At 73.8% G+C, this 25,423-nt stretch carries 24 protein-coding genes and 1 riboswitch; of the genes, 9 read left to right on the top strand and 15 right to left on the bottom strand.

Features of this window, described 5'->3' with window-relative positions:
• Nucleotides 1–35 precede the first annotated feature (35 nt).
• Nucleotides 36–860, bottom strand: coding sequence for a PHP domain-containing protein (locus AOM02_RS07910; RefSeq protein WP_062298538.1), 825 nt, complete (start codon nucleotides 858–860; stop codon nucleotides 36–38).
• 92 nt (nucleotides 861–952) lie between these two features.
• Here AOM02_RS07910 and AOM02_RS07905 point away from each other — a divergent pair, with 92 nt between their 5' ends.
• From AOM02_RS07905 to AOM02_RS07895, 3 genes are all read left to right on the top strand, one after another.
• Complete coding sequence (locus tag AOM02_RS07905; protein WP_062298535.1) at nucleotides 953–1,342, top strand: hypothetical protein; 390 nt, start codon at nucleotides 953–955, stop codon at nucleotides 1,340–1,342.
• A gap of 75 nt (nucleotides 1,343–1,417) precedes the next feature.
• A complete protein-coding gene (locus AOM02_RS07900) occupies nucleotides 1,418–2,788 on the top strand; it encodes an aminopeptidase P family protein (RefSeq protein ID WP_062298533.1) in 1,371 nt (456 codons plus the stop codon).
• Between the two features lie 272 nt (nucleotides 2,789–3,060).
• Nucleotides 3,061–4,038 (top strand): LLM class flavin-dependent oxidoreductase, encoded by a 978-nt coding sequence (locus AOM02_RS07895; RefSeq protein ID WP_062298531.1) that lies wholly within the window; start codon nucleotides 3,061–3,063, stop codon nucleotides 4,036–4,038.
• Nucleotides 4,039–4,156: 118 nt separating this feature from the next.
• Here the strand turns inward: AOM02_RS07895 and AOM02_RS07890 are convergent, their stop codons facing one another.
• Nucleotides 4,157–5,557, bottom strand: coding sequence for an aminotransferase-like domain-containing protein (locus AOM02_RS07890; RefSeq protein WP_062298528.1), 1,401 nt, complete (start codon nucleotides 5,555–5,557; stop codon nucleotides 4,157–4,159).
• Between the two features lie 96 nt (nucleotides 5,558–5,653).
• Here AOM02_RS07890 and AOM02_RS07885 point away from each other — a divergent pair, with 96 nt between their 5' ends.
• The 4 genes from AOM02_RS07885 (at nucleotide 5,654) to AOM02_RS07870 (ending at nucleotide 10,215) form a co-directional block, all read left to right on the top strand.
• Nucleotides 5,654–7,093 carry a pyridoxal phosphate-dependent decarboxylase family protein gene (locus tag AOM02_RS07885; RefSeq protein ID WP_082104961.1) on the top strand — a complete coding sequence of 480 codons (1,440 nt, stop codon included), beginning with the start codon at nucleotides 5,654–5,656 and terminating at the stop codon, nucleotides 7,091–7,093.
• An 89-nt stretch (nucleotides 7,094–7,182) separates the two neighbouring features.
• Nucleotides 7,183–8,490 carry a magnesium transporter MgtE N-terminal domain-containing protein gene (locus AOM02_RS07880; protein ID WP_062298526.1) on the top strand — a complete coding sequence of 436 codons (1,308 nt, stop codon included), beginning with the start codon at nucleotides 7,183–7,185 and terminating at the stop codon, nucleotides 8,488–8,490.
• Nucleotides 8,483–9,010: a DUF1003 domain-containing protein gene (locus tag AOM02_RS07875; RefSeq protein ID WP_062298524.1), complete on the top strand. Its 528-nt coding sequence runs from the start codon at nucleotides 8,483–8,485 to the stop codon at nucleotides 9,008–9,010. Before AOM02_RS07880 ends, AOM02_RS07875 begins: the two co-directional genes overlap by 8 nt.
• Before the next feature lie 80 nt (nucleotides 9,011–9,090).
• Nucleotides 9,091–10,215, top strand: coding sequence for an Mrp/NBP35 family ATP-binding protein (locus tag AOM02_RS07870; protein ID WP_082099559.1), 1,125 nt, complete (start codon nucleotides 9,091–9,093; stop codon nucleotides 10,213–10,215).
• A gap of 96 nt (nucleotides 10,216–10,311) precedes the next feature.
• Here AOM02_RS07870 and AOM02_RS07865 read toward each other — a convergent pair whose 3' ends face one another.
• Complete coding sequence (locus tag AOM02_RS07865; RefSeq protein ID WP_062298520.1) at nucleotides 10,312–10,905, bottom strand: hypothetical protein; 594 nt, start codon at nucleotides 10,903–10,905, stop codon at nucleotides 10,312–10,314.
• A gap of 78 nt (nucleotides 10,906–10,983) precedes the next feature.
• Here AOM02_RS07865 and AOM02_RS07860 point away from each other — a divergent pair, with 78 nt between their 5' ends.
• Nucleotides 10,984–12,210 carry a galactokinase gene (locus AOM02_RS07860; protein ID WP_062298518.1) on the top strand — a complete coding sequence of 409 codons (1,227 nt, stop codon included), beginning with the start codon at nucleotides 10,984–10,986 and terminating at the stop codon, nucleotides 12,208–12,210.
• Nucleotides 12,211–12,252: 42 nt separating this feature from the next.
• On the opposite strand, the gene AOM02_RS07855 is transcribed toward AOM02_RS07860, so the two are convergent.
• From AOM02_RS07855 to AOM02_RS07830, 6 genes are all read right to left on the bottom strand, one after another.
• Nucleotides 12,253–13,053: an exodeoxyribonuclease III gene (locus AOM02_RS07855; RefSeq protein WP_062298515.1), complete on the bottom strand. Its 801-nt coding sequence runs from the start codon at nucleotides 13,051–13,053 to the stop codon at nucleotides 12,253–12,255.
• Nucleotides 13,054–13,185: 132 nt separating this feature from the next.
• Nucleotides 13,186–14,064, bottom strand: a complete 879-nt coding sequence (locus AOM02_RS07850) for a bifunctional methylenetetrahydrofolate dehydrogenase/methenyltetrahydrofolate cyclohydrolase (protein ID WP_062298512.1) — start codon at nucleotides 14,062–14,064, stop codon at nucleotides 13,186–13,188.
• Nucleotides 14,064–15,356 carry a serine hydroxymethyltransferase gene (gene glyA, locus AOM02_RS07845; protein ID WP_062298510.1) on the bottom strand — a complete coding sequence of 431 codons (1,293 nt, stop codon included), beginning with the start codon at nucleotides 15,354–15,356 and terminating at the stop codon, nucleotides 14,064–14,066. Before glyA ends, AOM02_RS07850 begins: the two co-directional genes overlap by 1 nt.
• Before the next feature lie 52 nt (nucleotides 15,357–15,408).
• Nucleotides 15,409–15,498: riboswitch (ZMP/ZTP riboswitch) on the bottom strand.
• 32 nt (nucleotides 15,499–15,530) lie between these two features.
• Entirely contained in the window at nucleotides 15,531–16,400 is an 870-nt protein-coding gene (locus tag AOM02_RS07840; RefSeq protein ID WP_062298508.1) for a hypothetical protein, read from the bottom strand.
• A gap of 23 nt (nucleotides 16,401–16,423) precedes the next feature.
• A complete protein-coding gene (locus AOM02_RS07835) occupies nucleotides 16,424–16,963 on the bottom strand; it encodes a GNAT family N-acetyltransferase (protein ID WP_062298505.1) in 540 nt (179 codons plus the stop codon).
• Between the two features lie 65 nt (nucleotides 16,964–17,028).
• Nucleotides 17,029–18,375: a SpoIID/LytB domain-containing protein gene (locus tag AOM02_RS07830; RefSeq protein ID WP_062298502.1), complete on the bottom strand. Its 1,347-nt coding sequence runs from the start codon at nucleotides 18,373–18,375 to the stop codon at nucleotides 17,029–17,031.
• A 178-nt stretch (nucleotides 18,376–18,553) separates the two neighbouring features.
• On the opposite strand from AOM02_RS07830, the gene purU reads away from it, so the two are divergent.
• A complete protein-coding gene (gene purU, locus AOM02_RS07825) occupies nucleotides 18,554–19,405 on the top strand; it encodes a formyltetrahydrofolate deformylase (RefSeq protein ID WP_062298499.1) in 852 nt (283 codons plus the stop codon).
• A 199-nt stretch (nucleotides 19,406–19,604) separates the two neighbouring features.
• Here the strand turns inward: purU and AOM02_RS07820 are convergent, their stop codons facing one another.
• From AOM02_RS07820 to AOM02_RS07795, 6 genes are read right to left on the bottom strand one after another with little or no spacing between them, the layout of a single operon-like run.
• A complete protein-coding gene (locus AOM02_RS07820) occupies nucleotides 19,605–20,483 on the bottom strand; it encodes an N-acetylglucosamine-6-phosphate deacetylase (protein ID WP_062298496.1) in 879 nt (292 codons plus the stop codon).
• Between the two features lie 5 nt (nucleotides 20,484–20,488).
• Nucleotides 20,489–21,271: a glucosamine-6-phosphate deaminase gene (locus tag AOM02_RS07815; RefSeq protein ID WP_062298493.1), complete on the bottom strand. Its 783-nt coding sequence runs from the start codon at nucleotides 21,269–21,271 to the stop codon at nucleotides 20,489–20,491.
• Nucleotides 21,264–22,160, bottom strand: a complete 897-nt coding sequence (locus AOM02_RS07810) for an ROK family protein (RefSeq protein WP_062298491.1) — start codon at nucleotides 22,158–22,160, stop codon at nucleotides 21,264–21,266. Before AOM02_RS07810 ends, AOM02_RS07815 begins: the two co-directional genes overlap by 8 nt.
• A gap of 1 nt (nucleotide 22,161) precedes the next feature.
• Complete coding sequence (locus AOM02_RS07805) at nucleotides 22,162–23,580, bottom strand: glycoside hydrolase family 3 N-terminal domain-containing protein (protein WP_062298488.1); 1,419 nt, start codon at nucleotides 23,578–23,580, stop codon at nucleotides 22,162–22,164.
• An 8-nt stretch (nucleotides 23,581–23,588) separates the two neighbouring features.
• The gene (locus tag AOM02_RS07800; protein WP_062298486.1) at nucleotides 23,589–24,425 is read right to left on the bottom strand and encodes a carbohydrate ABC transporter permease; all 837 of its coding nucleotides are present in this window, start codon (nucleotides 24,423–24,425) and stop codon (nucleotides 23,589–23,591) included.
• Entirely contained in the window at nucleotides 24,422–25,378 is a 957-nt protein-coding gene (locus tag AOM02_RS07795; protein WP_062298484.1) for a carbohydrate ABC transporter permease, read from the bottom strand. The genes AOM02_RS07800 and AOM02_RS07795 overlap by 4 nt, the downstream gene beginning before the upstream one ends.
• Between the last annotated feature and the right edge of the window lie 45 nt (nucleotides 25,379–25,423).

Below are 25,423 nucleotides of genomic sequence, written 5' to 3'. Positions count from 1 at the left end.
CGTAGGCCCGGACGCGGGAGGCCCGCCCGGCCCCGTCACGCCCGCTGGGCCCGCAGCGCCTCGAACGCCTCGACCGACGTGAGGTTCTCGCCCAGCCGGTTGAGCTTCCCCGTCCCGTGATAGTCCGACGACCCGGTGCGGATGAGGCCGTGCCGCTCGACCAGGCCCGCGAGCCGCTCGCGCGTCTCCTCGTCATGGTCGCGGTGGTCCACCTCGAGGCCGGCCAGGCCCGCCTTCGCGAGCGACGCGATCACCCGGTCCGGCACCACGCGGCCGCGCGCGTGCGCGCCGGGATGCGCGAACACCGGCACTCCCCCCGCGGACCGGATCGCACGGACCGCGTCGTGCACCTCGGGCGCGTAGTGGTGCACGTAGTAGCGCGAGCGGTTGTGCAGCACCTCGGCGAACACTTCGTCACGATGCGCGAAGTGCCCGCGCGCCACGAGCGCGTCCGCGATGTGCGGCCGGCCCACCGTGGCGGCGTCCCCCGCCTGCGCCACCACGTCGTCCCACTCGATCAAGTAGTCCACCGAGATCCGGTCGACGATGGTCTGCGCCCGGCCCACGCGCGCCTCCCGGGTGAACGCGAGGATCTCGGCGAGCGCCGCATCGTCCGGCCGCGGCCACAGCGCGAGCATGTGGATGGACACCCGGCCGTCGCGCGCCGACACCTCGATGCCCGGCACGAAGCCCAGCCCCAGCCGCGCGGCCTCCGCCTCGGCCTCCTCCCAGCCGCCCACCGAGTCGTGGTCGGTGAGCGCGACCACGTCGAGGCCGGCCGCGGCGGCCTCGCGCATCACCTGCGCGGGCGTGCCCGTGCCGTCGGAGACGTTCGAATGGGTGTGGAGGTCGATGCGCACACGGTCAGTATCGCGCGCCGGTGCGACACGGGCGCCGCGAGGCCGCCTGCGCCAGGATGGGAGGGACACCGGCACATCCGAGGGGGATCGTCATGACGGCTGTCGAGTGGGTGGCATGTGCGACGGCGGCGCTGTTCGGCCTGGTGGCCGTCTTCCAGGTGGCGCTGGCCGCCGGCGCGCCGTGGGGGCGGGCGGCATGGGGCGGGGCGAGCCCGGGGAGGCTCGCCGCGCGGCTGCGGGCGGGCAGCGCGGTCTCGGCGGTGCTGCTGCTCGGCATGGCGGCCGTGGTGCTGGCGCGCGCCGGGCTGCTGGGGTCGGGCGAGGGCACGCTGATCACGGTGCTGATGTGGGTCGTCGTCGCGTTCGCCGCGCTGTCGACGCTCGCGAACCTCGCGTCGCGCAGCCCGCTCGAGCGCGCGATCTTCGGCCCCACGAGCCTCGCGCTGCTGGCCGGGACTCTCACGGTCGCGCTCGCCGCCTGAGGCGGCCGCGGGGACGATGCGCGGGCGGGACCAGCGGCGACGCCCGGCCCCCGCGCACCGTGCGACCATTGCCGGGTGAACGACAAGGACGAGACCAACAAGGCCCGCACCACCCGCCCGACCACCCAGGAGTTCAAGGACTTCATGGGCGAGCACTGGGCGCCGCACGAGGACGTCGAGGTGACGCGCATCGCGGCCGCCCCGTACGCGGCCGAGCGCCGCGCGCGCCTGAGCGCGCAGTTCGCCGGCACCCGCATCTCGGTCCCGGCGGGCGAGCTCAAGACGCGCGCGAACGACACCGACTACCGGTTCCGGCCGTCGTCCGACTTCACCTACCTCACGGGCCTCGGCATCGACCACGAGCCGGGCGCGGTCCTCGTGTTCGAGCCGCGCGAGGGCGCCGAGGGCCACGACGTCGTCCTCTACCTCGTGCCGCCGGCGCAGCCCGGCGACGAGGGCTTCTACTCCGACCCCGCCGCGGGCGAGTTCTGGATCGGCCGCCGCCCCGGCCTGCCCGAGTTCGAGGCCATGACCGGCATCGCGACCAAGGCGCTGGCGGACCTGCCCGAGAGCGTCGACGCGACCGCCGAGCCCGCCGAGGACGTGCGCGCCGCGCTCGCCGAGATGCGCTTCGTCAAGGACGAGTACGAGATCCAGCAGCTGCGCGACGCGGTGAACGCGACCATCGCGGGCTTCGAGCGCGTGGTGCCCGAGCTGCCCCGCGCGATCGCTCACAAGCGCGGCGAGCGCGTGATCGAGGCGACCTTCGACGGCCACGCGCGCGAGGAGGGCAACGCGGTCGGCTACGAGACCATCGCCGCCGCCGGCGCCCACGCGACCACGCTGCACTGGATCTCCAACACCGGCCAGGTGCGCGAGGGCGACCTCCTTCTCCTGGACGCCGGCGTCGAGGTCGAGAGCCTCTACACCGCGGACATCACCCGCACCCTGCCGATCGACGGCGCCTTCACGCCCACCCAGCGCCGCGTCTACGAGATCGTCCTCGAGGCCGCCGACGCCGCGCTCGCGATCGTGCGGCCCGGCATCCGCTTCCTCGACGTGCACCTCGCCGCGATGGAGGTCATCGAGCAGCGGCTCACCGAATGGGGCATCGCGCCCGCGCAGGAGGACCCCGAATCCAAGCTCTACCGCCGCTGGATGGTCCACGGCACCTCGCACCACCTTGGCCTCGACGTCCACGACTGCGCGGAGGCCAAGCGCGAGCTCTACCTCGAGGGCGTGCTCGAGCCCGGCATGGTCTTCACCATCGAGCCCGGGCTGTACTTCCAGGAGGGCGACCTCGTGGCGCCCGAGGAGCTGCGCGGCATCGGCGTGCGCATCGAGGACGACATCGTCGTCACCGAGGACGGCGCCGAGAACCTCTCGGCGGCGCTCCCCCGCGACCCCGACGAGGTCGAGGCGTGGATGAAGCGCCTCGCGCGCTGATCGCGCCTTCCTGCTGACGAGAGCGGCGCATCGTCCCTCCGGGGGCGGTGCGCCGCTGTCGTACGCCGGGGCTGTCGCCCCGCCGACCGCGCCCCGCGCCCGAACCGGCGTACATCGCCGGGCCCGCGCGCATCGTCCCTGGTGCTGGCGCGCGAACATGGATCCGTACGCCGGTTGCGTGGACTTGCTCGCCTCACCGGGCGTGCGCGGGCATAGGGTGCCGTTTCCCGGCGTTGCACCCCCGGACCCGCACCACCCCGAAAGAGATCCGCATGCCCCTCACGCTGTCCCTGCTCGACCTCGCCTTCATCCGTCCCGGCGGCAGCGCCGCGGAGAGCCTCGCCCACTCGGTCGAGCTCGCGCGCGCCGCCGAGCGGTCCGGCTACGAGCGCGTCTGGTACGCCGAGCACCACGGCATGGCGACCATCGCATCGTCCGCGCCCGCCGTCGTGATCGCGCACGTCGCCGCGCACACGTCGACGATCCGCCTGGGCGCGGGCGGGGTCATGCTCCCGCACCACTCCCCGCTCGTCGTGGCCGAGCAGTTCGGCACGCTCGCCGAGCTCCACCCCGGCCGCATCGACCTCGGCCTGGGACGCGCGCCCGGCGGCGATCGCGGCATCTTCGCCGCCCTGCGCCGCACCCCCGAGGCCTCCGACCGGTTCCCGCAGGACGTCGTCGAGCTCCAGGGCCTGCTCGCGGGCGCGGACCGCCCCGACGGCCTCCGCGCGACGCCCGGCGCCGGCACCGATGTGCCGCTGTACGTGCTCGGCTCGTCCCTGTTCGGCGCGCAGCTCGCCGCGCAGCTGGGCCTGCCCTACGCGTTCGCCTCGCACTTCGCGCCGCAGGCGCTCGAGGAGGCCGTCGCGCTCTACCGCGGCACCTACCGGCCCTCCGAGGCCCACCCCGAGCCGTACGTCATCGCCGGCGTCAACGTGGTCGCGGCCGAGGACGGGGACGATGCGCGGGCCCAGCTCGCCGACGCGCGCCGCCACCGCGTGCGGGCCATGATCAGCCGCGGACCGGCCGCGCGCAGCTACACGGACGAGGAGATCGACGCGTTCCTCACGACCCCGCAGGGCGCGCAGATCGCGGCGATGATGGCGAAGGCGGCCGTCGGCACCCCGGACGAGGTCCGCGCGGGGCTGGAGGCCTTCGCCGCGGAGGCCCGCGCCGACGAGCTCATCACGGTCCACCCGTCGCTCGACCCGGCCGCGCGGATCCGCTCCGTGGAGCTCGCCGGCACCTGACCCGCCCCGCCCCACGCCGCGCGCCAACCGGCGTATGGGACGAGGCTCGCACGCATCGTCCCTGGTGCCGGAGCGCGAAGGCGGATCCGTACGCCGGTTGCGGAAGGCGCGGGAGGGGTCAGGCCGCGCGCTCGGCAAGCGTCTTGATCCCCAGGCGCATCTCCTCGGGCGACAGGTAGAACGGCAGCCGGAAGCGGTCCGCGCCCTCCCCCGGCACCACCGAGAACGCGGCGCCGGCGACCACCGGGACGCCGGCGCGCTCGGCCCGCTCGGCGAACCGCTCGGACGAGACGCCCGGCATGCGCACCCATAGCGACGGCCCGCCGGAGGGCTCGACCGCCTCCCAGTCGAGGCCCGCGTCCGCGATGGCCGCGCGCGTCGCGTCGAGCGACTCGCGCAGGGTCTCGAGGCGCCACGCGCGCGTGTCCTCGAAGCGCTCGCGCAGCAGGCGCGCGCCGAGCCGCTGGAGCAGCGCGGGGCTGCCCAGGTCCATCGCCGCGCGGCGGTGGCGCAGCTGCGCCGCGAGCGTCGCGTTGGTGTGCAGCCAGCCGATGCGCAGCCCGCCCCAGAACACCTTCGACATCCCGCCGACGGTCACCACCGAGGCGCGGGTGCCGAGCGACGCGAGGGGGCGCGGCGGGAGTCCCGAGAGGACAAGGTCGGCGAGCGTGCGGTCATCGATGACGGTGGTGCCGGACGATGCGGCGGCGTCGAGCAGCCGCACGGCGTCGGCGTCCGCGAGCGGGGTGCCGGTGGGGTTGTTGTAGGTCGTGAGGTAGGCGAGGTCGGGGCGCGCGGCGCGCAGCAGCTTGGCGGCGCCGTCGACCTCGAGGCCGAGGTCGCCCATGGGCAGAGCGAACGGGCGCGAGCCCGCCGCCGCGATCGCGTCGAACACCCCGGGGTAGGTCACCGCCTCGAGCGCGACCGGGGTCGACGGCGTCGCGAGCGCCGTCACCGCGAGCCACAGCGCCTGCTGCGCGCCCGAGGTGACCACGACCTCGTCCGGGCGCGCGGGCACGCCCTGCGCGCGCAGGTGGTCGGTGATCGCGAGCGTGAGGTCGCGGTCGCCGAGCGCCGCGTAGCCGTTGCCCAGCGCGGCACGCCCCTCGAGGAGGGCCTCGGGCCGCGCGAGGGCCTCGGACACGGCCGGGGCGGGCGGTGGCGACGCCGTGTTGAGGGCCACGAGCGGGGGCTCCTGGCCCACGAGGATCCGCGAGAACCGGTCCTGCGCCGTCAGCGCCGCGACGCCCCGCGAGCGCATGCCCAGCCGCGGGGCGGAGCCGGGCGACGCCTCGAGCCACCCCTGGTCGCGCAGCCGCTGGTACGCCGCGGTGACGGTGTTGCGCGACAGGTGCAGGCGCGTCGCGAGCGCGCGCTCCGACGGCATGCGCGCGCCGTGCTCGAGCGTGCCGGACTCCGCGAGCGCCACGATCCCGTCCGCGAGCTGCTGGTAGAGCGGCCCGGTGCCGGACCTCCAGTGGTCGAGGACCTCGCTGAGCTGATCGGCCGTGGTGCGCATGGAGCCATCGAACCCTGCTCTGGCACCCTCCTGCAAGTGCCAGTGGTGCCCGATGCGGCCCTTCACCCGGGGTGCCAGTCGGCGCAGGCTGTCGGCATGACCACCACCGACCTCACCCCGGCCCTCACCAGCCCCCGCGCGCTCGCCGCGACGCGGGAACGCATCGCGCTCGTCACCGAGGCCGCGCGCCGCGCGGGCTCGTACCTGGCCGGCGCCGCGCATCGTCCGGTCGCGCCCCCGCCCGAGGCCGTCGCCGCGCTCGACGTGTTCCGCCGCCCGCTCCAGGCGCACCGGATCGACCCGCGCGAGATCCTCGCCGAGCTCGACGCGTACGGCTCCCCCGCGACCATGGCGCAGGCGCAGGGCCGCTTCTTCGGCTTCGTCAACGGCGGCGTCGACAACGCCGCCGCGGCCGCCGCGGTCCTCGCGGGCCAGTGGGACCAGAACGCCGCGCTGCCCGCCATGTCGCCCGTCGCCGCCGCGCTCGACGAGGTCGCGGCGGGCTGGGTGGTCGATCTGCTGGGCCTGCCCGCGGGCTCCACGGCGACCTTCACGCCGGGCGCGACGCTCGCGAACCTCACCGGCATCCTGGCCGCGCGCGACGCGCTCCTCGCCCGCGCGGGCTGGGACGTGCACGAGCGCGGCCTGTTCGGGGCACCGGCGATCCGCGTCGTGGTCGGCGAGGAGGCGCACGTGTCCGTCCTCAAGGCGCTGCGCCTCGCGGGGCTCGGCGCGGGGCGCGTGGAGACGGTCCCGACCGACGCGACGGGCGCCGTGCGCGCGGACGCCTTCCCCCGCGACACCGACGCCCTCACCCTCGTGATCCTCCAGGCGGGCAACGTCAACACGGGCGCCTCGGACCCGTTCGCCGCGATCATCCCCGGGGTGCGGGAGCGCGGCGGCTGGGTCCACGTCGACGGCGCCTTCGGGCTGTGGGCGGCGGCCTCCCCGGCGCTGCGCCGCCAGGTCGCGGGCGTCGAGCTCGCCGACTCGTGGGGCACCGACGCGCACAAGTGGCTCAACGTGCCGTACGACTCCGGTATCGCGATCGTCCGCGAGCGCGCCGACCTCGAGCGCGCCACCGCGATGCACGCCGCGTACGTCGCGTCGGACGACGCGCGCCCGCTCATGCAGCTCGGCCTGCAGATGTCGCAGCGCGCCCGCGGGATCGAGACGTGGGCGATGCTCGCCTCGAACGGCCGGGACGGCGTCGCGGCGCTCGTCGAGCGGACCTGCGCGCACGCGCGCCTGTTCGCGGACCTGCTCGCGGAGGCGGGGGTCGAGATCCTCGCGCCCGTCGCGCTCAACCAGGTGCTGGTGGCCTTCGGGCCCGCGCCGGGCGCCCCGGGCGACGACGCGGTGACCGACGCCGTCGTCGCCGCCGTCCAGCGCGAGGGCACGATGTGGGCGGGCGGCTCCGCGTGGAAGTGCAGGCGAGCGATGCGCCTGTCGGTCTCCGACCAGGCCACCACCAGCGACGACGTCCGCGTGAGCGCGGCGGCGCTGGTCGCCTGCTGGGAGGCCGCGCGGGCGTGACGGACGCGGGGACGATGCGCGAGCGTCGTCCCCGCCCGGACCGCACCACCTCCCAGGCGCGACGGCAAGCCGGGGCTACGCTTGGCCCCATGAGCACCGCAGTCGACCGCGTCTACATCGCGCGCCTCGCGGGCACCCCGGTCTTCGATCCCATCGGCGACGCGGTGGGCCGTGTCCGCGACGTCGTCGTCGTGATCCGGCGCACCGGCGGCAACCCGCCGACCGCGGTGGGGCTGGTCGTCGAGGTGCCGGGGCGCAGGCGCGTCTTCATGCCCCTCACCCGCGTGACGTCGATCTCGCCCGGGCAGGTCATCTGCACCGGCGTGGTCAACCTGCGCCGCTTCAAGGCCCGGCCCGGCGAGACCCTCGCGATCGCGGAGCTCTTCGAGCGCTCGGTCAAGCTCAAGGAGGACCGCTCCACCGGCTACATCGAGGACATCGCCATCGAGCAGGACCGCACCAAGACGTGGCGGCTCACCAAGCTGTACGTGCGCAAGGGCGAGCGCCGGAAGGGCGTGCTCGGCTTCTCCCGCCGCGGCGAGGCGGTCGTGGTCGGCGTCGACGAGGTCACCGGCCTGTCGACCCGCGACAAGAACCAGGGCGCGTCGCTCGTCATCGAGGCCTTCGAGGACCACAAGCCCGCGGACCTCGCCGCCGCGCTCATGGAGATGTCCCCGTCGCGCTCGGCCGAGATCGCCGCCGCGCTGGACGACGAGCGCCTCGCCGACGTGCTCGAGGAGATGCCCGAGGAGGACCAGATCGTCCTTCTCTCGACGCTGCGCTCGGAGCGCGCCGCCGACGTCCTCGAGGCGATGGAGCCGGACGACGCGGCCGACCTCCTGGGCGACCTGCCCGCCCCGCAGGCCGCCGCGCTGCTCGAGCTGATGGAGCCCGAGGACGCCCGCAACGTCGAGCAGCTGCTGGGTTACGAGGACGACTCCGCGGGCGGCCTCATGACCACCGAGCCCGTGATCGTGGGCCCCGAGACCTCGGTCGCGACGTGCCTCGCGCTCGTGCGCAAGCAGGAGCTCCCGCCGGCGCTCGCCTCGATGGTCTTCGTGGTGCGCCCGCCGCTCGAGACCCCCACCGGCCGGTACATCGGCCTCGTCCACATCCAGCGGCTGCTGCGCGAGCCCCCGCACGACTCGATCGGCAACTTCGTGGACCCCGCGATCGCGCCGCTGCACCCCGGCGACCACCTGTCCGTCGTCGCGCGCCGCATGGCGGCCTACGACATCCTCGCGCTGCCCGTCGTCAACGACGACCACCGCCTCGTGGGCGCGATCTCGATCGACGACGTCCTCGACCACCTGCTCCCCAGCGACTGGCGCGAGCACATGGACGAGGACGACGAGGCCGAGGTCCAGGCGCCGGCGAAGGGGGGCGCCCGTGGCTGACCGTCTCGACCGCCCTAAGGGCGCGGAGCGCGGCCTGTTCCGCCGCCGCTCCTCGAACCCGGACCGCGCGGGCGTGCTCGTCGAGGGCATCGCGCGCTTCCTCGGCACCCCGCGCTTCCTCGTCTACCTCACGGTGTTCTGCCTCGTGTGGCTCGCGTGGAACATCTGGGCGCCCGCGGACCTGCGCTTCGACTCCGCCGCGAACGGCTTCACCGCGCTCACGCTGATGCTGTCGCTGCAGGCCTCCTACGCCGCGCCCCTGATCCTGCTCGCGCAGAACCGCCAGGACGACCGCGACCGCGTGGCCGCCGAGCAGGACCGCCAGCAGGCCGCCCGCTCGCTCGCCGACACCGAGTACCTCGCCCGCGAGATGGCGTCGCTACGCCAGGCGCTCGGCGAGACCGCGACCCGCGACTTCGTGCGCTCCGAGCTGCGTGCGCTGCTCGAGGAGCTGCGCGCCGAGGAGAACGACGACGAGCAGGGCGACGAGCCCCGCAAGCCCGCCCGCCGCACGCGCTGACCCCGGACGATGCGGTGGTCGCCGCATCGTCCCTCCCCACCCGCGCGGGAGGCCCCGGGCGAGCGCCTACGATGGACGCCATGCCTACCGTCGAGCTCATCCGCGACGCCCTTGCGAAGGTCATCGACCCCGAGATCCGCCGCCCCATCACCGAGATCGGCATGGTCCGCTCGGTGGACCTCGAGGGCGATCTCGCGGTGGTCGGCATCGACCTCACCACCCAGGGCTGTCCGATGCGCGAGCGCATCACCACCGACGTGGACGCCGCGGCCCGCTCGGTCGACGGCGTGGCCGACGTGCGCATCGAGCTCGGCGTCATGTCCGAGGAGCAGCGCCTCGAGCTGCGCTCCAAGCTGCGCGGCGGCAAGCCCGAGCCCGTCATCCAGTTCACGCAGCCCGGCAACATGACGCGCATCTACGCGATCGCGTCCGGCAAGGGCGGCGTCGGCAAGTCGACCGTCACCGCGAACCTCGCGGCCGCGATGGCGCAGGACGGCCTCAAGGTGGGCGTGCTCGACGCGGACATCTTCGGCTTCTCGATCCCCGGCATGCTGGGAGTGCAGGGCCAGCCGACCCGCCTCGACGACATGCTGCTGCCGCCCATCGCGCACGAGGTCAAGGCCGTGTCGATCGGCATGTTCGTGCCCGAGGGCCAGCCGGTCGTGTGGCGCGGGCCCATGCTGCACCGCGCGATCGAGCAGTTCCTCGCGGACGTGTTCTGGGGCGACCTCGACGTGCTCCTCCTCGACCTGCCGCCCGGGACCGGCGACATCGCGATCTCCGTCGCGCAGCTGCTCCCCCACGCCGAGATCCTCGTGGTGACCACCCCGCAGGCGGCCGCCGCTGGCGTCGCCGAGCGCGCGGGCGCCATCGCGACCCAGACCTCGCAGTCCGTGGTCGGCGTCGTCGAGAACATGGCGTGGCTCGAGCAGGCCGACGGGTCGCGTCTCCACGTGTTCGGCGAGGGCGGCGGCCAGACCGTCGCGGACCGGCTCACCAAGGTGCTCGGCACCGACGTGCCGGTGCTCGGCCAGGTACCGCTCGACATCACCGCCCGCGAGGCCGGCGACAACGGCACGCCCGTCGTGGTGTCGGACCCGGAGTCTCCCGCGGCGGAGGCGATGCGCGCGGTGGCCCGCCGGCTCACCGCACGTCAGCGTGGCCTCGCCGGGCGCTCGCTCGGCGTCACGCCCGTCCGGAAGTAGCGGTCGGCCCCGCACGCTGAGCGGTACCGGGAGCCTCCGCGCGCGGCGGTTCCGCACCGTCAGCGGTACGGCTGGGTGATGGGGACGTGCGGCCTGTCAGTCCCGGTCGCGCGGGCCCCAGCCGGCGATGATCGCGGCCACCAGGCCCGCGATGATGCCGCCCGTGGTGATCGCGGGCGTCGCGAGGGCCGTCAGCAGGGCGTCGTCGAAGCCCGGCCCGCTCGCGCCGATGAGCTCGAGCAGCTGGCCCGCGCCGCCCGAAGCCACGCCGTCGATCGAGCCCGTGACCGCCATGAGGTGCACGCCGATGACGGTCGCGACGAACGCCGTGAGCTGGGTGAGCAGCCCGTGCTCGCGGGACAGGTAGCGGGTGGTGAAGCCCACCGCCGCGGTGAGCAGCAGCCCCAGCAGGACGGACGCGTACAGGTTGGGCTCGCTCGGCACCAGGATCGCGAGCAGCAGCGCGACCACGACGGCCACCGTGAGCGCCGCGGCGAGCGGCCCCACGCGGTTGGCCCGGACGCGCTCGAGCACGGACGGCGGGACGGACGATGCGGCGGGCGCCGGGGCGGGCGGCGCCGCCTCGGGCGCGGGCTGGCCGGCGGGCATCTCCGCGGTGGGCGCGGCCTCCGGGGCCGGCGCCTCCTCGACTGCGCCCTCCTCGGGCTCGGGCGCGGGCGTGCGGGCCATGGGAACCTCCTCGGCTGACCCTCGCATTGTGGCACGCCCGGCCCGGCGCGGGACCGCTCCCGCTGGCACAATGAGCGCGTGACCGCGTCCGCGTCGGACGATGCGCCTCGCTGGCTCGAGCCGTGGAGCCTCGACGAGGGGGCCGACCGCGCCCGGGACCTCTTCGCGGAGTCGTTCGAGGGCGAGCCGGACGCGATCGTCTCGGCCCCGGGCCGCCTCACCATCGTCGGCGACCACACCGACTACAGCGAGGGCCTCACCCTCGCCACCGTCACCACCCACCGCACGTTCGTGGCCGCGCGCCGCCGCGAGGACCAGGCGCTGCGGGTGGTGACCGCGCAGGGGGATGCGGTGCGCGGTCCGGGTCCCCGGTGGGAGGGCGCGCTCGACGCGCTGGGCCCGTCGGACGACGGCTGGCCGTCGCGCGTCGCCGGCGTGGTGTGGGCCCTCGCGGAGCGCGGCTACCCGGTGACCGGCCTCGACCTCGCCATCGACTCGTGCCTGCCCACCAGCGCAGGCCTCGGCTCGTCGGCCGCGCTGTCGGCCGGCGTCGCGCGCGCGGCCGACACGGTGTGGGGGCTCGCGCTCGACACCGAGGCCGGCGCGACCGAGCTCGCCGAGGCCTGCTGGGAGGCGGAGAACATCTACGTCGGCTTCCCGTGCGGGCGGCTCGACACGCACACGGTGCTGCGGTGCGCGGACGGGGAGGCGGTGCTGCTCGACTTCTCCGAGGTCCCGCCGGACATCACCCGCTACCCCCTGTACTTCCCGGACTACGGGATGCGGCTGCTGCTGATCGACACCGGCGCCCGCAACCCCGGCTGGCGCGAGTCCTACAGCCGCCGCAGCCGCGACGCCGCCCTCGCCGCGGCCACCCTGGGGGTGCGCTCCCTGCGCGCGCTCGCCGACTCCCCCGGCGCGATCGCCCAGGTACGGGCCATCTCCGACCCGATCGTGCATCGTCGCGCGCGGCACATCGTCACCGAGGACCTGCGGGTGCGCGAGACCGTCGCGGAGCTCGCGGGGCTGGGCCCCGCGCACGACCGCTTCACGGAGATCGGCGCGCTCATGCTCACCTCGCACCGCTCGCTACGCTCGGACTACGGCGCGAGCACGCCCGAGCTGGACATCGCCGTCGAGGGCGCGGTCGAGGCGGGCGCGCTCGGCGCAAGACTCGCGGGAGCGGGCTTCGGCGGCTGCGCGGTCGCGCTCGTGCGGGCGACGCAGATCGACGTGGTCGCGCGCCGCGTGGACGAGCTGTTCGACATGTACGCGATCCCCCGCCCGCGCTACCTGCTCGTCTGAGCCCGTGCATCGTCCCGGGCGACGGGACGATGCACGCGGCGGCTACAGCGCGTAGTCGACGACGAGCGGGGCGTGGTCCGTCCAGCGGGCGTCCCACGACGCCTGGCGGTCGACGCGCACCGCGGTCGCCTTCGCCGCGAGCAGCGGGCTCGCGTACTGGTAGTCGATGCGCCAGCCGGCGTCGTTGTCGAAGGCCTGGCCGCGCATGGACCACCACGTGTACGGGCCGGGCTTGGGCCCCTCGAGCGCGCGGTGGACGTCGACCCAGCCGGCCTCGACCCAGCGGTCCTGGTAGGCGCGCTCCTCGGGCAGGAAGCCCGCGGACTTGAGGTTGCCCTTCCAGTTCTTGATGTCGTTCTCGCTGTGCGCGATGTTGATGTCGCCCATCACCACGACGCGGTCGAACTCCTGGCGCAGCGCCGCGAGGCGCTCCGTCATCGCGTCGAGCATCGCGTACTTGTCGTCCATCTTCGGCGTGCCGGCGGTGCCGGAGTGCATGTAGACGGAGACGACGCGGACGGGGCCCGACGGGGACTCGACGGTGGCCTCGATCCAGCGGCCGGTGTGCACCGGCTCGCCCATCGCGCCGCCGAGCGCGTCGACGCCCGCGAGCACGTCCGTCAGCGGCGCGCGGGAGGCGATCGCGACGCCCGCGCGGCCCTTGATCTCGCAGGCCTGCTCGACCACGTTCCAGTCGTCACCGATGAGCCCCGCGGTGATCTCGAGCGGGGCGCGGACCTCCTGGAGGCAGATGACGTCGCACGCGGAGGCGGCGATCCAGTCATGCATGCCCTTCTTGGCGGCGGCGCGCACGCCGTTGACGTTGACGGAAGCGATTCTCATGGCGTCAACGGTACCGGCGCCCGCCGACGCCCGGACGCACGCAACCGGCGTACGGAACGGGTTCCGACGGGCTGGGAGGGCCCCTCGCGGTGATCCGTACGCCGGTTGCGACGTGAAGGTGGACGCGCGCGGTCAGGCGAGCGCGCGCTCCGCGCTCTCGACCACGTTGCTCAGCAGCATCGCGCGGGTCATCGGGCCCACGCCGCCGGGGTTGGGCGAGTACCAGGAGGCCTTCTCGCGTGCGTCGAGGGCGATGTCCCCGGCCACGCGCGACTTGCCGGTCTCGGGGTCCGTGACCCGGGAGACGCCGACGTCGACGAGCACCGCGCCGTCCTTGACCATGTCCGCGGTGACGATGCCGGGCACGCCCGCCGCGGCGATGACCACGTCCGCGCCGCGGGTGTGAGCGGCGAGGTCCTGCGTGCCGGTGTGGCACAGCGTCACGGTCGCGTTGACGGCCTTGCGGGTGAGGAGCAGCCCGATCGAGCGGCCCACGGTGGTGCCGCGGCCGACGACCACGACCTCCTTGCCGCGCAGGTCGATGCCGTGGCGCGTCATGAGCTCGATGATGCCCTTAGGCGTGCACGGCAGGCTCGAGTCGATGTCCTCCGCGATGCGCAGCACGAGGCGCCCGAGGTTGGTCGGGTGCAGGCCGTCGGCGTCCTTGTCGGGGTCGACGAGCTCGAGCACGCGGTTGGTGTCGATGCCCCGCGGCAGCGGGAGCTGCACGATGAAGCCGGTGCAGTCGGGGTTGGCGTTGAGCCGCGCGACCGCCGCCTCGATCTCCTCCTGCGTCGCGGTGCCGGGCAGGTCCTCACGGATGGAGGCGATGCCCACCTCGGCGCAGTCGGCGTGCTTGCCGTTGACGTACCAGGTCGAGCCCGGGTCGTCGCCGACGAGCAGCGTCCCGAGGCCGGGGACGACGCCGCGCTCGCGCAGCGCCGTCACCCGCTCCGCGAGCTCGGCCTTGATGGCGGCCGCGGTGGCCTTGCCGTCGAGGATCTGCGCCATTACTGGGCGAGGCCCTCGTACAGCGGGAAGTCGTCCGCGAGGCGCGCGACGCGGGCGCGCAGCGCCTGGACATCCGCGCCGCCCTTGAGCGCCGTGGCGATGACGTCGGCGACCTCGGTGAACTCCTCGGCCCCGAAGCCGCGGCTCGCGAGGGCAGCGGTGCCGATGCGCACGCCGGAGGTGACCATCGGCGGGCGGGGGTCGAACGGGACGGCGTTGCGGTTGACGGTGATGCCGACCTCGTGGAGGAGGTCCTCCGCCTGCTGGCCGTCGAGCGGCGAGTGGCGCAGGTCCGCGAGGACCAGGTGGACGTCGGTGCCGCCGGTGACGACGTTGACGCCCGCCTCGATGGCGTCGGGCGAGGTGAGGCGCTCGGCGATGATGCGCGCGCCCTCGAGGACGCGCTCCTGGCGCTCCTTGAACTCCTCGCCGGCCGCGGCCTTGAGCGCGACCGCCTTCGCGGCGATCACGTGCATGAGCGGGCCGCCCTGCTGGCCCGGGAACACGGCCGAGTTGAGCTTCTTCGCGAGCACGGTGTCGCGCGCGACGATCATGCCGGAGCGGGGGCCGCCGATGGTCTTGTGGATGGTGGTCGAGACCACGTCCGAGTGCGGCACGGGGCTGGGGTGCAGGCCCGCGGCCACGAGGCCCGCGAAGTGCGCCATGTCGGTCCACAGCTTGGCGCCGACCTCGTCCGCGATCGAGCGGAAGGCGGCGAAGTCGAGGTGGCGGGGGTACGCCGACCAGCCGGCGATGATGACGTCGGGACGCTCGGCGAGGGCCTGCTCGCGCACCTGCTCCATCTCGATGCGGTGCGTCTGCTCGTCGAGGCCGTACGCGGCGACGTCGTAGAGCTTGCCCGAGAAGTTGAGCTTCATGCCGTGCGTGAGGTGGCCGCCGTGCGCGAGCGAGAGGCCCATGATCTTGTCGCCGGCGTTGATGAGCGCGTGCAGCACCGCGGCGTTGGCGGTGGCGCCAGAGTGGGGCTGGACGTTCGCGTACTCGGCGCCGAACAGCGACTTGGCGCGCTCGATCGCGATGGTCTCCGCGACGTCGACCTCCTCGCAGCCGCCGTAGTAGCGGCGGCCGGGGTAGCCCTCGGCGTACTTGTTGGTGAGCACGGAGCCCTGCGCCTGGAGCACGGAGCGCGGCACGAAGTTCTCGGACGCGATCATCTCGAGGTAGGTGCGCTGGCGGTCGAGCTCGCGGTCGAGGACCTGGGCGATCTCGGGGTCGAAGTCCTGCAGCGTGGCGTTCATCACCGCAGCGGTGGCGCTGGAGTCGGTCGTCATGACTGTCCTTGTCTGTCCGCCGGCGGGGTCGCCGGCATGCGTGATTCCGGTGACCAGTGGCCCAGGCGTGCGACCAGCAGTCGTCTCTGTACTCCTTGCCGCTCCCTGTGGGTGACCCACTGCGCCAGTTGCGGCAGGCCCGAGTCTAGCAACGGGCTCGGGGCCCGCGCGGACCTAGGCCCCCGTCTCCCGCCCGACCGCGTCGGGGCCGTGGTCGGGGGACGTGACCGGCGCATCGTCCCGCGTCGCGTGGACGAACCCCTCGTTGACCCGGCGCTCCACGGCGGCCCCCAGCCGGGTGCCGTGGCGGCCGCCGATGCGGTCGCGGAGGCGGTCCCAGCGCGCCTGGTACTCCTCGGAGTAGCGGCGGCGCGCGCGCGCCATCCTCTCCTCGCCGTAGCGGCGGTGCGCCCAGAACGACGTGGGCTTGGCGAGGCGGATCGCCGCGATCAGGGCGACCGTCGGCACGACGACACCGATGAGCGCCGTGATCCGCTTGCCCTTGAGCGCGCTGAGGATCACGAAGGCGAAGTGGAGCGCGAGCGTGATCGCGAACGCCCACCACGACCCGGCGTCCTCCGGGCTCACGCCGATGGGCGACGTGCCGAGCAGCAGGGCGAGCGCCAGCACCGACGCGACGAGGATCGCGTCGATCGACTTGCGCCCCTCCGCGGACCAGTACACGTCCTCGAGGTGGAGCCATAGCGCGAACTCGTCGAGCGCGAGCGCCGCGCCCGCTCCGAACAGCGCCGCGAGGATCTCGACCCACGGCGAGGAGGGCGCGTAGCGGAACTGGAGCACGCCGGTGACGAGCACGAGGAGGATGCCCCACACCTGGTGGTGGACGTGGACGCCGCCGAGGTGGATGTTCGAGATCATGCCGCCCTCGGACGGCTCGGCCTCCCCGATCGCGACGGCGTGCTCACGCGCGCGGATCCGCCGCGTCACCCCGCGGGTGATCGCGAAGGTCAGCACGAAGCCGATGAGCAACCACAGCGTGGGCGCCCGCCCGGGCTCGACGATGACCGTGTCGTACCAGGTCATCGCCCCTCCTCAGCTCGCGCGGTTCAGCTCTCCGAGGGCGCCGGGGCGTCCTCCGCATCGTCCTCGTCGTCGATGATCGCGCCCGCCTCGAGCACCTTGCGCAGGTACGCGTACGTCAGGTCGCCCGCGACCTGGTCGAACTGGTGCTCGTATCCGGCCTTGTTGTACATCGCGATGTTGTGCTTGGAGTTCTGGCCGGTGAAGACCCAGACCTCCTTGGTGTCCTCGGGCAGGTACGCGAGCACCGCGAACAGCAGCTGCGTGCCGATGCCGTGGCCCTGCTGGTCGGGCGCGACGGCGAGGCGGCCGATGGTGGCCTTGCCGTTCTCGAGGCCCACGCGGATCGAGCCGACGAGCCGGTGGCCCATCCACCCGCCGAGCGTGATGACGTTGCCGTCCTGCAGGTCGACGACGAGCTCCTCGAGCGTCTGCGTGAGCGCGGGGATGTTCGGGTCGTTGAAGACCTGCGCCTCGGAGACGAACGCCGCACGGCGCACCGTCAGGAGCTCGCCCGCGTCGGCGGTGCTCACCACGTCGATCCGGATCTCGTCGCCCTCGCTCATGGCACCATCCTGGCATGACGTCGCCACGCGCGGCGCACGACGCGACGCCCGGCGGCGCCGATCCGTCAGGAGTTCGCGATGACCCGGCGGATCCAGGGCGACGTGCCCGCCGCGAGCCTGGTCCGGATCGTCTCGGCGCCGGTGAGGATGGCCGTCGCACCCGTGGATGAGGTCGCCCTCACCCGCGTGACGGCCGCGTCCGACCCGCCGGCGGTGCGCGCGGTGATCTTGATCGCCACGACGTCGGGCAGCCCGAACGCCGCGCTCGCCTGCTCCTGCGTCAGGGTCCGCGACCAGGCGCGCCAGGGGTTCGAGACGGTCGTCTTCAGCGACCACGGGTCGTCGACCGAACGCAGGTAGGGCACCTCCGCCGACCAGATGTCCTCGCTGTTCTCGGTCTGGCCGCCGGACGACGAGAAGTAGAACGTCTGCGCGATCGTGCCGTGGTACCGGACGACGCGGCCGCTCGCGCCGCTGCGCGTGCGGTTGACCGCGGCCACCCAGCGCTTGCCGTAGTACGCGTTCGTGCCCTCGCTCTCCTTGCGCCAGCCGGTGAAGTTCTGGGAGCGGGTGTCGTCGTAGAGGTGGCAGTCGCAGGACGCCTTGATCCCCGCGTCGACGGCGCGTAACGCGTAACCGCGCGCGACGATGGCTTGGGCGCGGAGGGCGGAGGTGTGCCATGACGACGGCATCTCGGCGATGCCGTACAGGTACTCGGAGTTCAGCCTCAGCTGGTTGACCACGGTGAGGCGCTGCGGGGATCCGGCTGCCGGCACCGAGATCACGAGGCGGCCGTGACGGTAGGTGCCGTGGGTCGCCGAGGCCGTCTTGCCCGCCTTGCGGAGGGAGACCGTCGTGGCGGCGGAGGAGCCCGGTCGGTAGTAGCGGGTGCCCGCCCAGTCGACCCTCACCCGGCCGGTCGCGACCGCGCTCACGCCGCCCTTCCGCGTGACCTTGACGGAGGTGCCCGTGCGGGTCACATGGAGGACCTCGCCGGCGGTGCCGGTCCACGTGGTGTGCGCGGTGGCGCCCGAGCCGTTGACGAATCTCAGGCGCCACGGGCCGGTCGCCACCACGTCGACGGATCCGCGGGCGTCCGATCCCGACCCGAAGATCCCGACCCTCAGGTCCTTGCCCGCATCGACCCAGGCGACGTTGGTGCCCGGGTAGTACGTGCGGAGGATCGAGACGGCGCCGCGGCCCGCGACCGCCATCGCCTGCGCGCCGTACTGAGGCATGCCCACGCCGTGCCCGTAGCCCGCGCCCTTCACGGTGAAGGTGGCCGGGACGTCGGGAGAGGCGGTCGCGGCGCCGGCGGGGCTCGCCGTGAGGGCGAGCACCAGCGAGGCGAGCGCCGCGACCTTCACCGCGGCACCGCGACGGAGGACCTGGAGGACCGTGGATGACAGCATGCTGAGGGCCTCCCGCGGCCGTGACCGGAACACAGGGGCGGCGACGCCCGGCGAGGGGTGCCGCGCCCGCGGCCACCGTATGTCCCCGGCGCGCGGTTGTCCACGCCGTCGCGCCGCGCGACGGCGAGCGCGCACGCGCCGGACCCGACCGATGTCGTTCCCGCTAATCTTGGGCGTCATGACCGACGCATCGTCCTGGGTCCTCAGCCTGTCCTGCCCCGACCGCCCCGGCATCGTCCACGCGGTGTCCGGCGTGCTCGCGGACCACGACGGCAACATCACCGAGTCGCAGCAGTTCGGCGACCCCGACACCGGACTGTTCTTCATGCGCGTCGAGTTCGCGTCCGCGGCGCCGCTCGCGGAGCTCGAGGCGGCCGTGGGCGGCATCGCCGAGCGGTTCGAGATGACCTGGAACCTCGACGTCGCCGGCCGCCGGATGCGCACCATCGTGATGGTGTCGAAGGCGGCGCACTGCGTGAACGACCTGCTGTTCCGCGAGCGCGCGAAGACGCTCCCCGTCGACATCGTGGGCGTCGTGGGCAACCACGCGACCCTCAAGGACCTAGCCGAGTTCTACGGCAAGCCGTTCCACCACATCCCCGTGACGCCGGACACCAAGGCCAACGCGGAGGCCGCGCTGCTCGCGCTGGTCGAGGAGCTCGACGCGGAGGTGGTGGTGCTCGCGCGGTACATGCAGATCCTCTCCCCCGAGCTGTCGGACGCGCTGCGCGGGCGGATCATCAACATCCACCACTCGTTCCTGCCGAGCTTCAAGGGCGCGCGCCCGTACTTCCAGGCGCACGACCGCGGCGTCAAGCTCATCGGCGCCACCGCGCACTACGTCACGTCGGATCTCGACGAGGGCCCGATCATCGAGCAGGACGTCGAGCGCGTCGACCACACGTTCACGCCCGAGGCGCTGACGGCGATCGGCGCGGACGTCGAGCGTCGCGCGCTGGCGAGGGCGGTTCGTTGGCACGCGGAGCACCGGGTGCTGCTGGACGGCCACCGGACGATCGTCTTCAAGTAGCCCGCAAGCAGCACCGACACGCGCCCTTGAGCCGCTCACGCGGCGCGCACGCAGCACCCGGATCTGATGTCACGGGCCCCTCTCGGCGCGAGCAAGCGACGATCACCCCTGGTAGACCAGTCGCCCTGAGATCGCGTGTCACCCGTGTAGGTGCTAGCTGCCCGCGCCGGCACAACCGTGTAGGTGCTGGCTGCGCGCGTCAGGCGAGGCCCAGCGCCCGCTCCGGCACCGTCGTCGCGGCGGCGACCGCCTCCTCGCGGGGCACGCCCGCCTCGACGCAGACCTCGACGGCGCGGTCCATGGTGAGCGTCGAGCCCGCCAGCGTGTCCGTGCCGGCGAGCACCGCGCGGCCGTCCGGCGTGACATCCACGTCCAGCCCGCCCAGCACGTACCGCCCGGGGACGGCCGCCGCGGCGCTCATCGCGTCGGTGACGAGCACGACGCGCCCGGGCGCCGCCCGGAACAGCATCGCGATGTTGTCGGGGTGGACGTGGATGCCGTCGGCGATCACCTCGATGAAGACCCGCGGGTCCGCGAGCGCCGCGCCCAGCGGCCCCGGCTCGCGGCCCACGATGCCCCGCATCGCGTTGAAGCCATGCGTGATGAGCGTGGCGCCGCGGTCGAAGGCCGCGCGCGCCTTGTCGGCGGTGCACTCGCTGTGGCCGACCGCCACCACCACGCAGTGATCGACCAGGGTCCCGATCGCGTCGAGCGCGCCGGGGAGCTCGGGCGCCATGGTGATCTGGCGCATCGTCCCGTCGCAGGCCTCGAGCAGCGCCGCGACGGCGTCGGGCGTGGGCAGCGCGAGCGCGTGCGGGTCGTGCGCACCCTTGCGGGCGGGCGCGAGGAACGGGCCCTCGAGGTGCACGCCGAGCAGCCCGGCGTCGTCGGCCATGACCTCGCGGATCACGCCGACCGCGCGCGCCACCTCGGCGACGGGCGAGGACACGAGCGATGCGACCACCCGGTCGCTGCCGTGGGCACGATGCGCCGCGAGCGCGGCCCGGGTCCCGGCCACGGTGCTGCCGTAGTCGTGCCCGCCGCCGCCGTGCGAGTGGATGTCGACGTACCCGCCCATGACGCTCAGATCCCCTGCCACTCCGGCTTGTGGTCCTGCGCCCACCGGTAGTAGTCGGCGAAGCGCAGCTGCGAGGCGGCCGCCTCGTCCACCACCACGGTGACACGCGGGTGGAGCTGGATGGCGGAGCCGGGCATCGACGCGGACACGGGGCCCTCGACGGCCGCGGCGAGCGCCTCGGCCTTGCCCTCGCCGAACGCGAGGAGCACGAGGTGGCGCGCGCGCAGGATGGTGCCGAGGCCCTGCGTGACGCAGTGGATCGGCACCTCGTCGAGCGAGTCGAAGAAGCGCGCGTTGTCGAGGCGGGTGCGCTCGGTGAGCGTCTTCACGCGCGTGAGCGAGCCGAACGACGAGCCCGGCTCGTTGAAGCCCAGGTGGCCCGTACGGCCGATGCCGAGCAGCTGCAGGTCGACGCCGCCATGCGCCTCGAGCGCGGCCTCGTAGCGCTCGCCCGCCGTCTCGATGCCCGCGGCCGAGCCGTCGGGCACGTGGACGCGCGCGGGGTCGAGCCCGAGCGGCGCGGTGACCTCGCGGTCCACCACCGCCCGGTAGTTCTCGGGGTGACCCGCCGGCAGGCCGACGTACTCGTCGAGCGCGAAGGCGGACATCGCCGAGAAGTCCGTGCCGGCCTCGCGCTCGGCGCGCAGGCCCTCGTAGACGGGCAGCGGGGTCGAGCCGGTCGCCACCCCCAGCGTGAACAGCGGGTCCTCGCGGACGCATGCCGCGATGTGCGCCGCGACGAACGCGCCCGCGTCGGCGGGCGTCTCCAGAACGATGACCTCAGCCACGTCCACCTCCCAGCATCGCGGCGCCGATCGCGGCCACCGGAACGTCCATGTCGAGCCGGCGCATGCGCTGCGCCAGCTGCAGCGACGCGAGGAACGGGCTCGTGGCCGCCCACGCGTCGAGGATGCGGGTCGCGCCCGCCATGAGGTCCTCGCCCCAGGCCGTCATGCCGCCGCCGACGACGACCTCGTCGACGTCGAGCGTGAGGACCAGCACGCGCACGCACGAGGCGAGCCCGTAGTAGGCGCGGTCGCAGATCTCGCGCGCCCGCGCGTCGCCCGCCTCGGCCGCCGCGACCACGTCGCTCCCGGTCGCGCCCTCGACGCCCCACTGGAGCATGAGACCCGAGCCGGAGGCGTACGTCTCGAGCCCGCCGGGCAGCCCGTCCGAGCCGATCGGCCCGGCCGGATCCACGGAGATGTGGCCGATCTCGCCGGCCGCGCCGCGCCTGCCGCGCCACACCTTGCCGCCGAGCACGAGGCCCGCCGCGAGGCCCGTGCCGAGATTGAGGTACGCCATCGAGCGGTGCGCGCCGTCGCCGGCGAGCACCCACGCGCCGAGCGCGGCCACGTTGACGTCGTTGTCGACCTCGGGGCGCGCGCCCCAGCCGGCGGCGAACTCCGCCGCGAGGTCGAGCCGGTCGACGCCGAGGTTGAGCGCGTGGCACACCACCCCGTCGACCACGGTGCCCGGCGTGCCGATGCCGACGGTCACGTCCTCCGGCCGCACGCCTGCCTGCTCGCACACCACCCGCGACGCCTCGAGCGCCGCCGCCACGACGGCGTCGCCGCCGTGGCCCGACGGGAGGCGGTGGCGGGACCGCACGACGCCGGCCGCGTCGACGACCACGGCATCGGTCTTGGTGCCACCGATGTCGATTCCCAGATGCATGTCAGTGTCCGATCAGCTCGAGGAGCGCGTCGCCTACCAGGCGGGACGCCCCATACGTGGCGACGTCGGCGGCCACGTCACCGGGCCAGCCCATGTCTACCACCACGGTGTCCCCGCGTCCGCGCACCGCGTCGATCGCGGCCAGCGCCCACGGGTGGCGGTGATTGTCCTTGCCCACGACCACCGCGAGCGCGCCCGCGGGCACGGCGGCGGCGAACGATGCGGGGTCGCCGTCCGGCCCGAGCGTCGCCGCGGCGTCCACGCCGGCGGCGAACGGGCCCCACGGCGCGTTGCCCACCGCCACGTTGAAGGCGGGCTCGAGGCGCAGCCACGCGCGCGGCCGGTCAGCCGCAAGCGCGGCGGCGGCCTCGTCCGAGACGTCGAAGGTGCCGCGCACCTCGGCGGCCCCCACGATCTCCGGCACGGCGGACGATGCGGCGGTCCGGCGCTCCGCGTGGGCCCGGCCCAGCGCGGCGCACCGCTCGGCGGCGTCGGCCACACGGGCCCCGTCCAGCGAGCCGTCGGCGACCGCGGCCGCGATGGCGTCGGCGACCGCGCCGATCTCCTCGTCGGGGTTGACCGAGCCGAGGCACAGCAGGTCGGCGCCGCCCGCCAGGGCGAGCACCGCGGCGGCGGGGATGCCCCGCCCCTCGCTCGCGCCCTTCATGTCGAGCGCGTCGGTGACGATGACGCCCTCGAAGCCGAGGCCCGCGCGCAGCAGGCCCCGGAGGATGGGTCGCGAGAACGTGGCGGGGAGCTCGGGGTCGAGCGCGGGCACCATGATGTGCGACGTCATGACCGTGGCGACGCCGGCGTCGAGCGAGGCGACGAACGGCGGCAGGTCGCGGGCGTGGAGCGTCTCGGCGTCCGCGTCGACGGTCGGCAGCGCGTGATGCGAGTCCTGAGCGGTGTCGCCGTGACCGGGGAAGTGCTTCGCGCAGGCGGACACGCCCTGCGCCTGCACGCCGGCGACCCACGCGGCCGAGTGGCGCGCCACCCGAGCGGGGTCCGTGCCGAAGCTGCGGACCCCGATGACCGGGTTGCGGGGGTCCGCGTTGACGTCGACGTCCGGGGCGAGCGTGAGGTCCACGCCCGCCGCGGCGAGCTCGGCGCCCACCCGGGCGGCGACCGCCTCGGTGGCCGCCGCATCGTCCAGCCGTCCGAGGACCGCGTTGCCGGGGAACGGCGAGCCGACGGCCTGGTAGAGGCGCGACACGTCGCCGCCCTCCTCGTCGATCGAGACGACCGCGAGGGGGTTGGCCGCGTGGATCGCGTCGGTGAGGGCGCGCAGCTGCGCGGGCGACTCGACGTTGGCGGCGAACAGGCACACGCCGCCGAGCCCGTCGCGCAGCCGCTGCTCGAGCCATGCGGGCAGCGTGTACCCGACGAAGCCGGGCATGAGGACGGCGAGGGGGTTCATGGGGGCGCTCATCCCTTGACCGCGCCGCCGACGAGGCCCTGAGCCATGCGGCCCTGGACGATCATGAAGAACACGATCACCGGGATCGCGACGAGCACGGAGCCGGCCATGACCTGGCCCCACTCGGTGACGCCCAGGTTGGAGGTCTGCGCGAAGTCGCGCAGCCACAGCGGCAGCGTGGCCTTCTGGTTCTCGGTGAGGATGATCGACGCGAGCGCGAACTCGTTCCATACCTGCACGAAGGCGAACACGCCCGACGCGACCAGGCCCGGCGCGAGCAGCGGGAAGGTGACCCGGCGGAACGCCCCCATGCGGGTGCAGCCGTCGATCATCGCGGCCTCCTCGAGGTCGATCGGCACGCCCGCGACGAAGCCGCGCAGCATCCACGTGGTGAACGGCACGACCATCGCGAGGTAGATGACCGTGACGCCGATGACCGAGTTGAGCAGGTTGGCGGAGGCGAGCATCTTGTACTGCGCGATGAACATCGCCTCGGCCGGCAGCATCTGCACCACGATGATCGCGAGCACGAACGTCTTGCGGCCGCGGAAGCGGAAGCGGGCGATCGCGAGCGCGGCGAGCACGGCGTACAGCACGCACAGCACGAGCGCGATGGCGGTGACGGTGAGCGACATGCCGAGCGCGGCGGTGAAGCTGTTGTCCGCGAGCACCTCGCGGTAGTTCTTCAGCGTGCCGTCCAGCGGCACGAACGTCGGGGTGAGCTTGTTGATCGTGGCGGGCGTCTGGAAGGACGTGTTGATCATCCAGTAGACGGGGAAGGCCCAGATCGCGGCGAGGACGACGGCGAGGGTGGCGCCGCCGGCGCGCAGGATGGTGCGGTTCATGATTCCGAGTCCTCCTTGAGCATGCTGCGCACGTAGCCCCAGCTGACCGCGAGGGTGAGCGCCATCACGACCATCGCGGCCGCGGCGGCCATGCCGAACTGGCTCTGGCCGATGCCGAGCCCGTAGATGTAGGTGCCGAGCAGGTCGTAGCGCTCGCCGCCAGCGCCGAAGTCCTGCAGCAGCTGGATCTGGGCGAAGACGCGCAGGTCCCAGATGAGCTGGAGGAGGAGCAGGATGACGAGGACCGGGCGGATGATCGGCATGATCACCATGCGGAGCGTCTGCGACCTGCTGGCACCGTCGAGCGACGCGGCCTCGAGGACCTCGTCGGAGACCTGGGTGAGCCCCGCGTAGACGGAGAACGCGACGAACGGCACCGAGGCCCACGTGATGATCGTCATGGCGACGAGGAAGAAGCTGAGGGGCTGCTCGAGCCAGTTGTGGCCCACGAGGTCCACGCCCGGGATGAGGGACAGCACGTAGTTGACCACGCCGTTGCGGTCGTCGATGAGCCAGTTCGCGACGGTCATCTGCGCCACGATGGGCATCGCCCAGGCCAGCAGCATCGCGACCTGGAGGACGATGCGCGACCACGTGGGGATGGCCTTCATGAGGAGCGCGAGGGCGATGCCGATGCCCATCGTGAGCAGCGCGGTGCCGGCCATGAAGGCGACCGAGCGCAGGGCGATCGTCCAGAAGACGGAGTCGGTGAAGAGGTCGAGGTAGTTCTGGATGCCGACGAACTCGGCCGGCTGCCCGAACTGCTGGGCGAGCCCGTACTCCTTGAAGGAGTTGATGATCTGCCAGGTGACCGGGTAGCCGAGGCCGATGAGCAGCGTCGCGATCGCGGGGATCAGCAGCGCGTACGGCAGCTTCGGGCGCCGCTTGCGGGAGGGCGGCGCGTCGGGCGCCTGCGCCCCGGTCGCCTCCGGCGCCGTCACGGTGGTGGTCATGGTGTGCCTCTCGAGGGTGCTGAGGTGGTGCGGAGGGGGTCGGGC

Origin of the sequence: Demequina maris (genome assembly GCF_000971155.1) — a bacterium.
GTDB classification, from domain to species: Bacteria; Actinomycetota; Actinomycetes; order Actinomycetales; family Demequinaceae; genus Demequina; species Demequina maris.
Note: the sequence above shows the minus strand (reverse complement) of the source record. Positions and strands in the feature narration are given on the sequence as shown.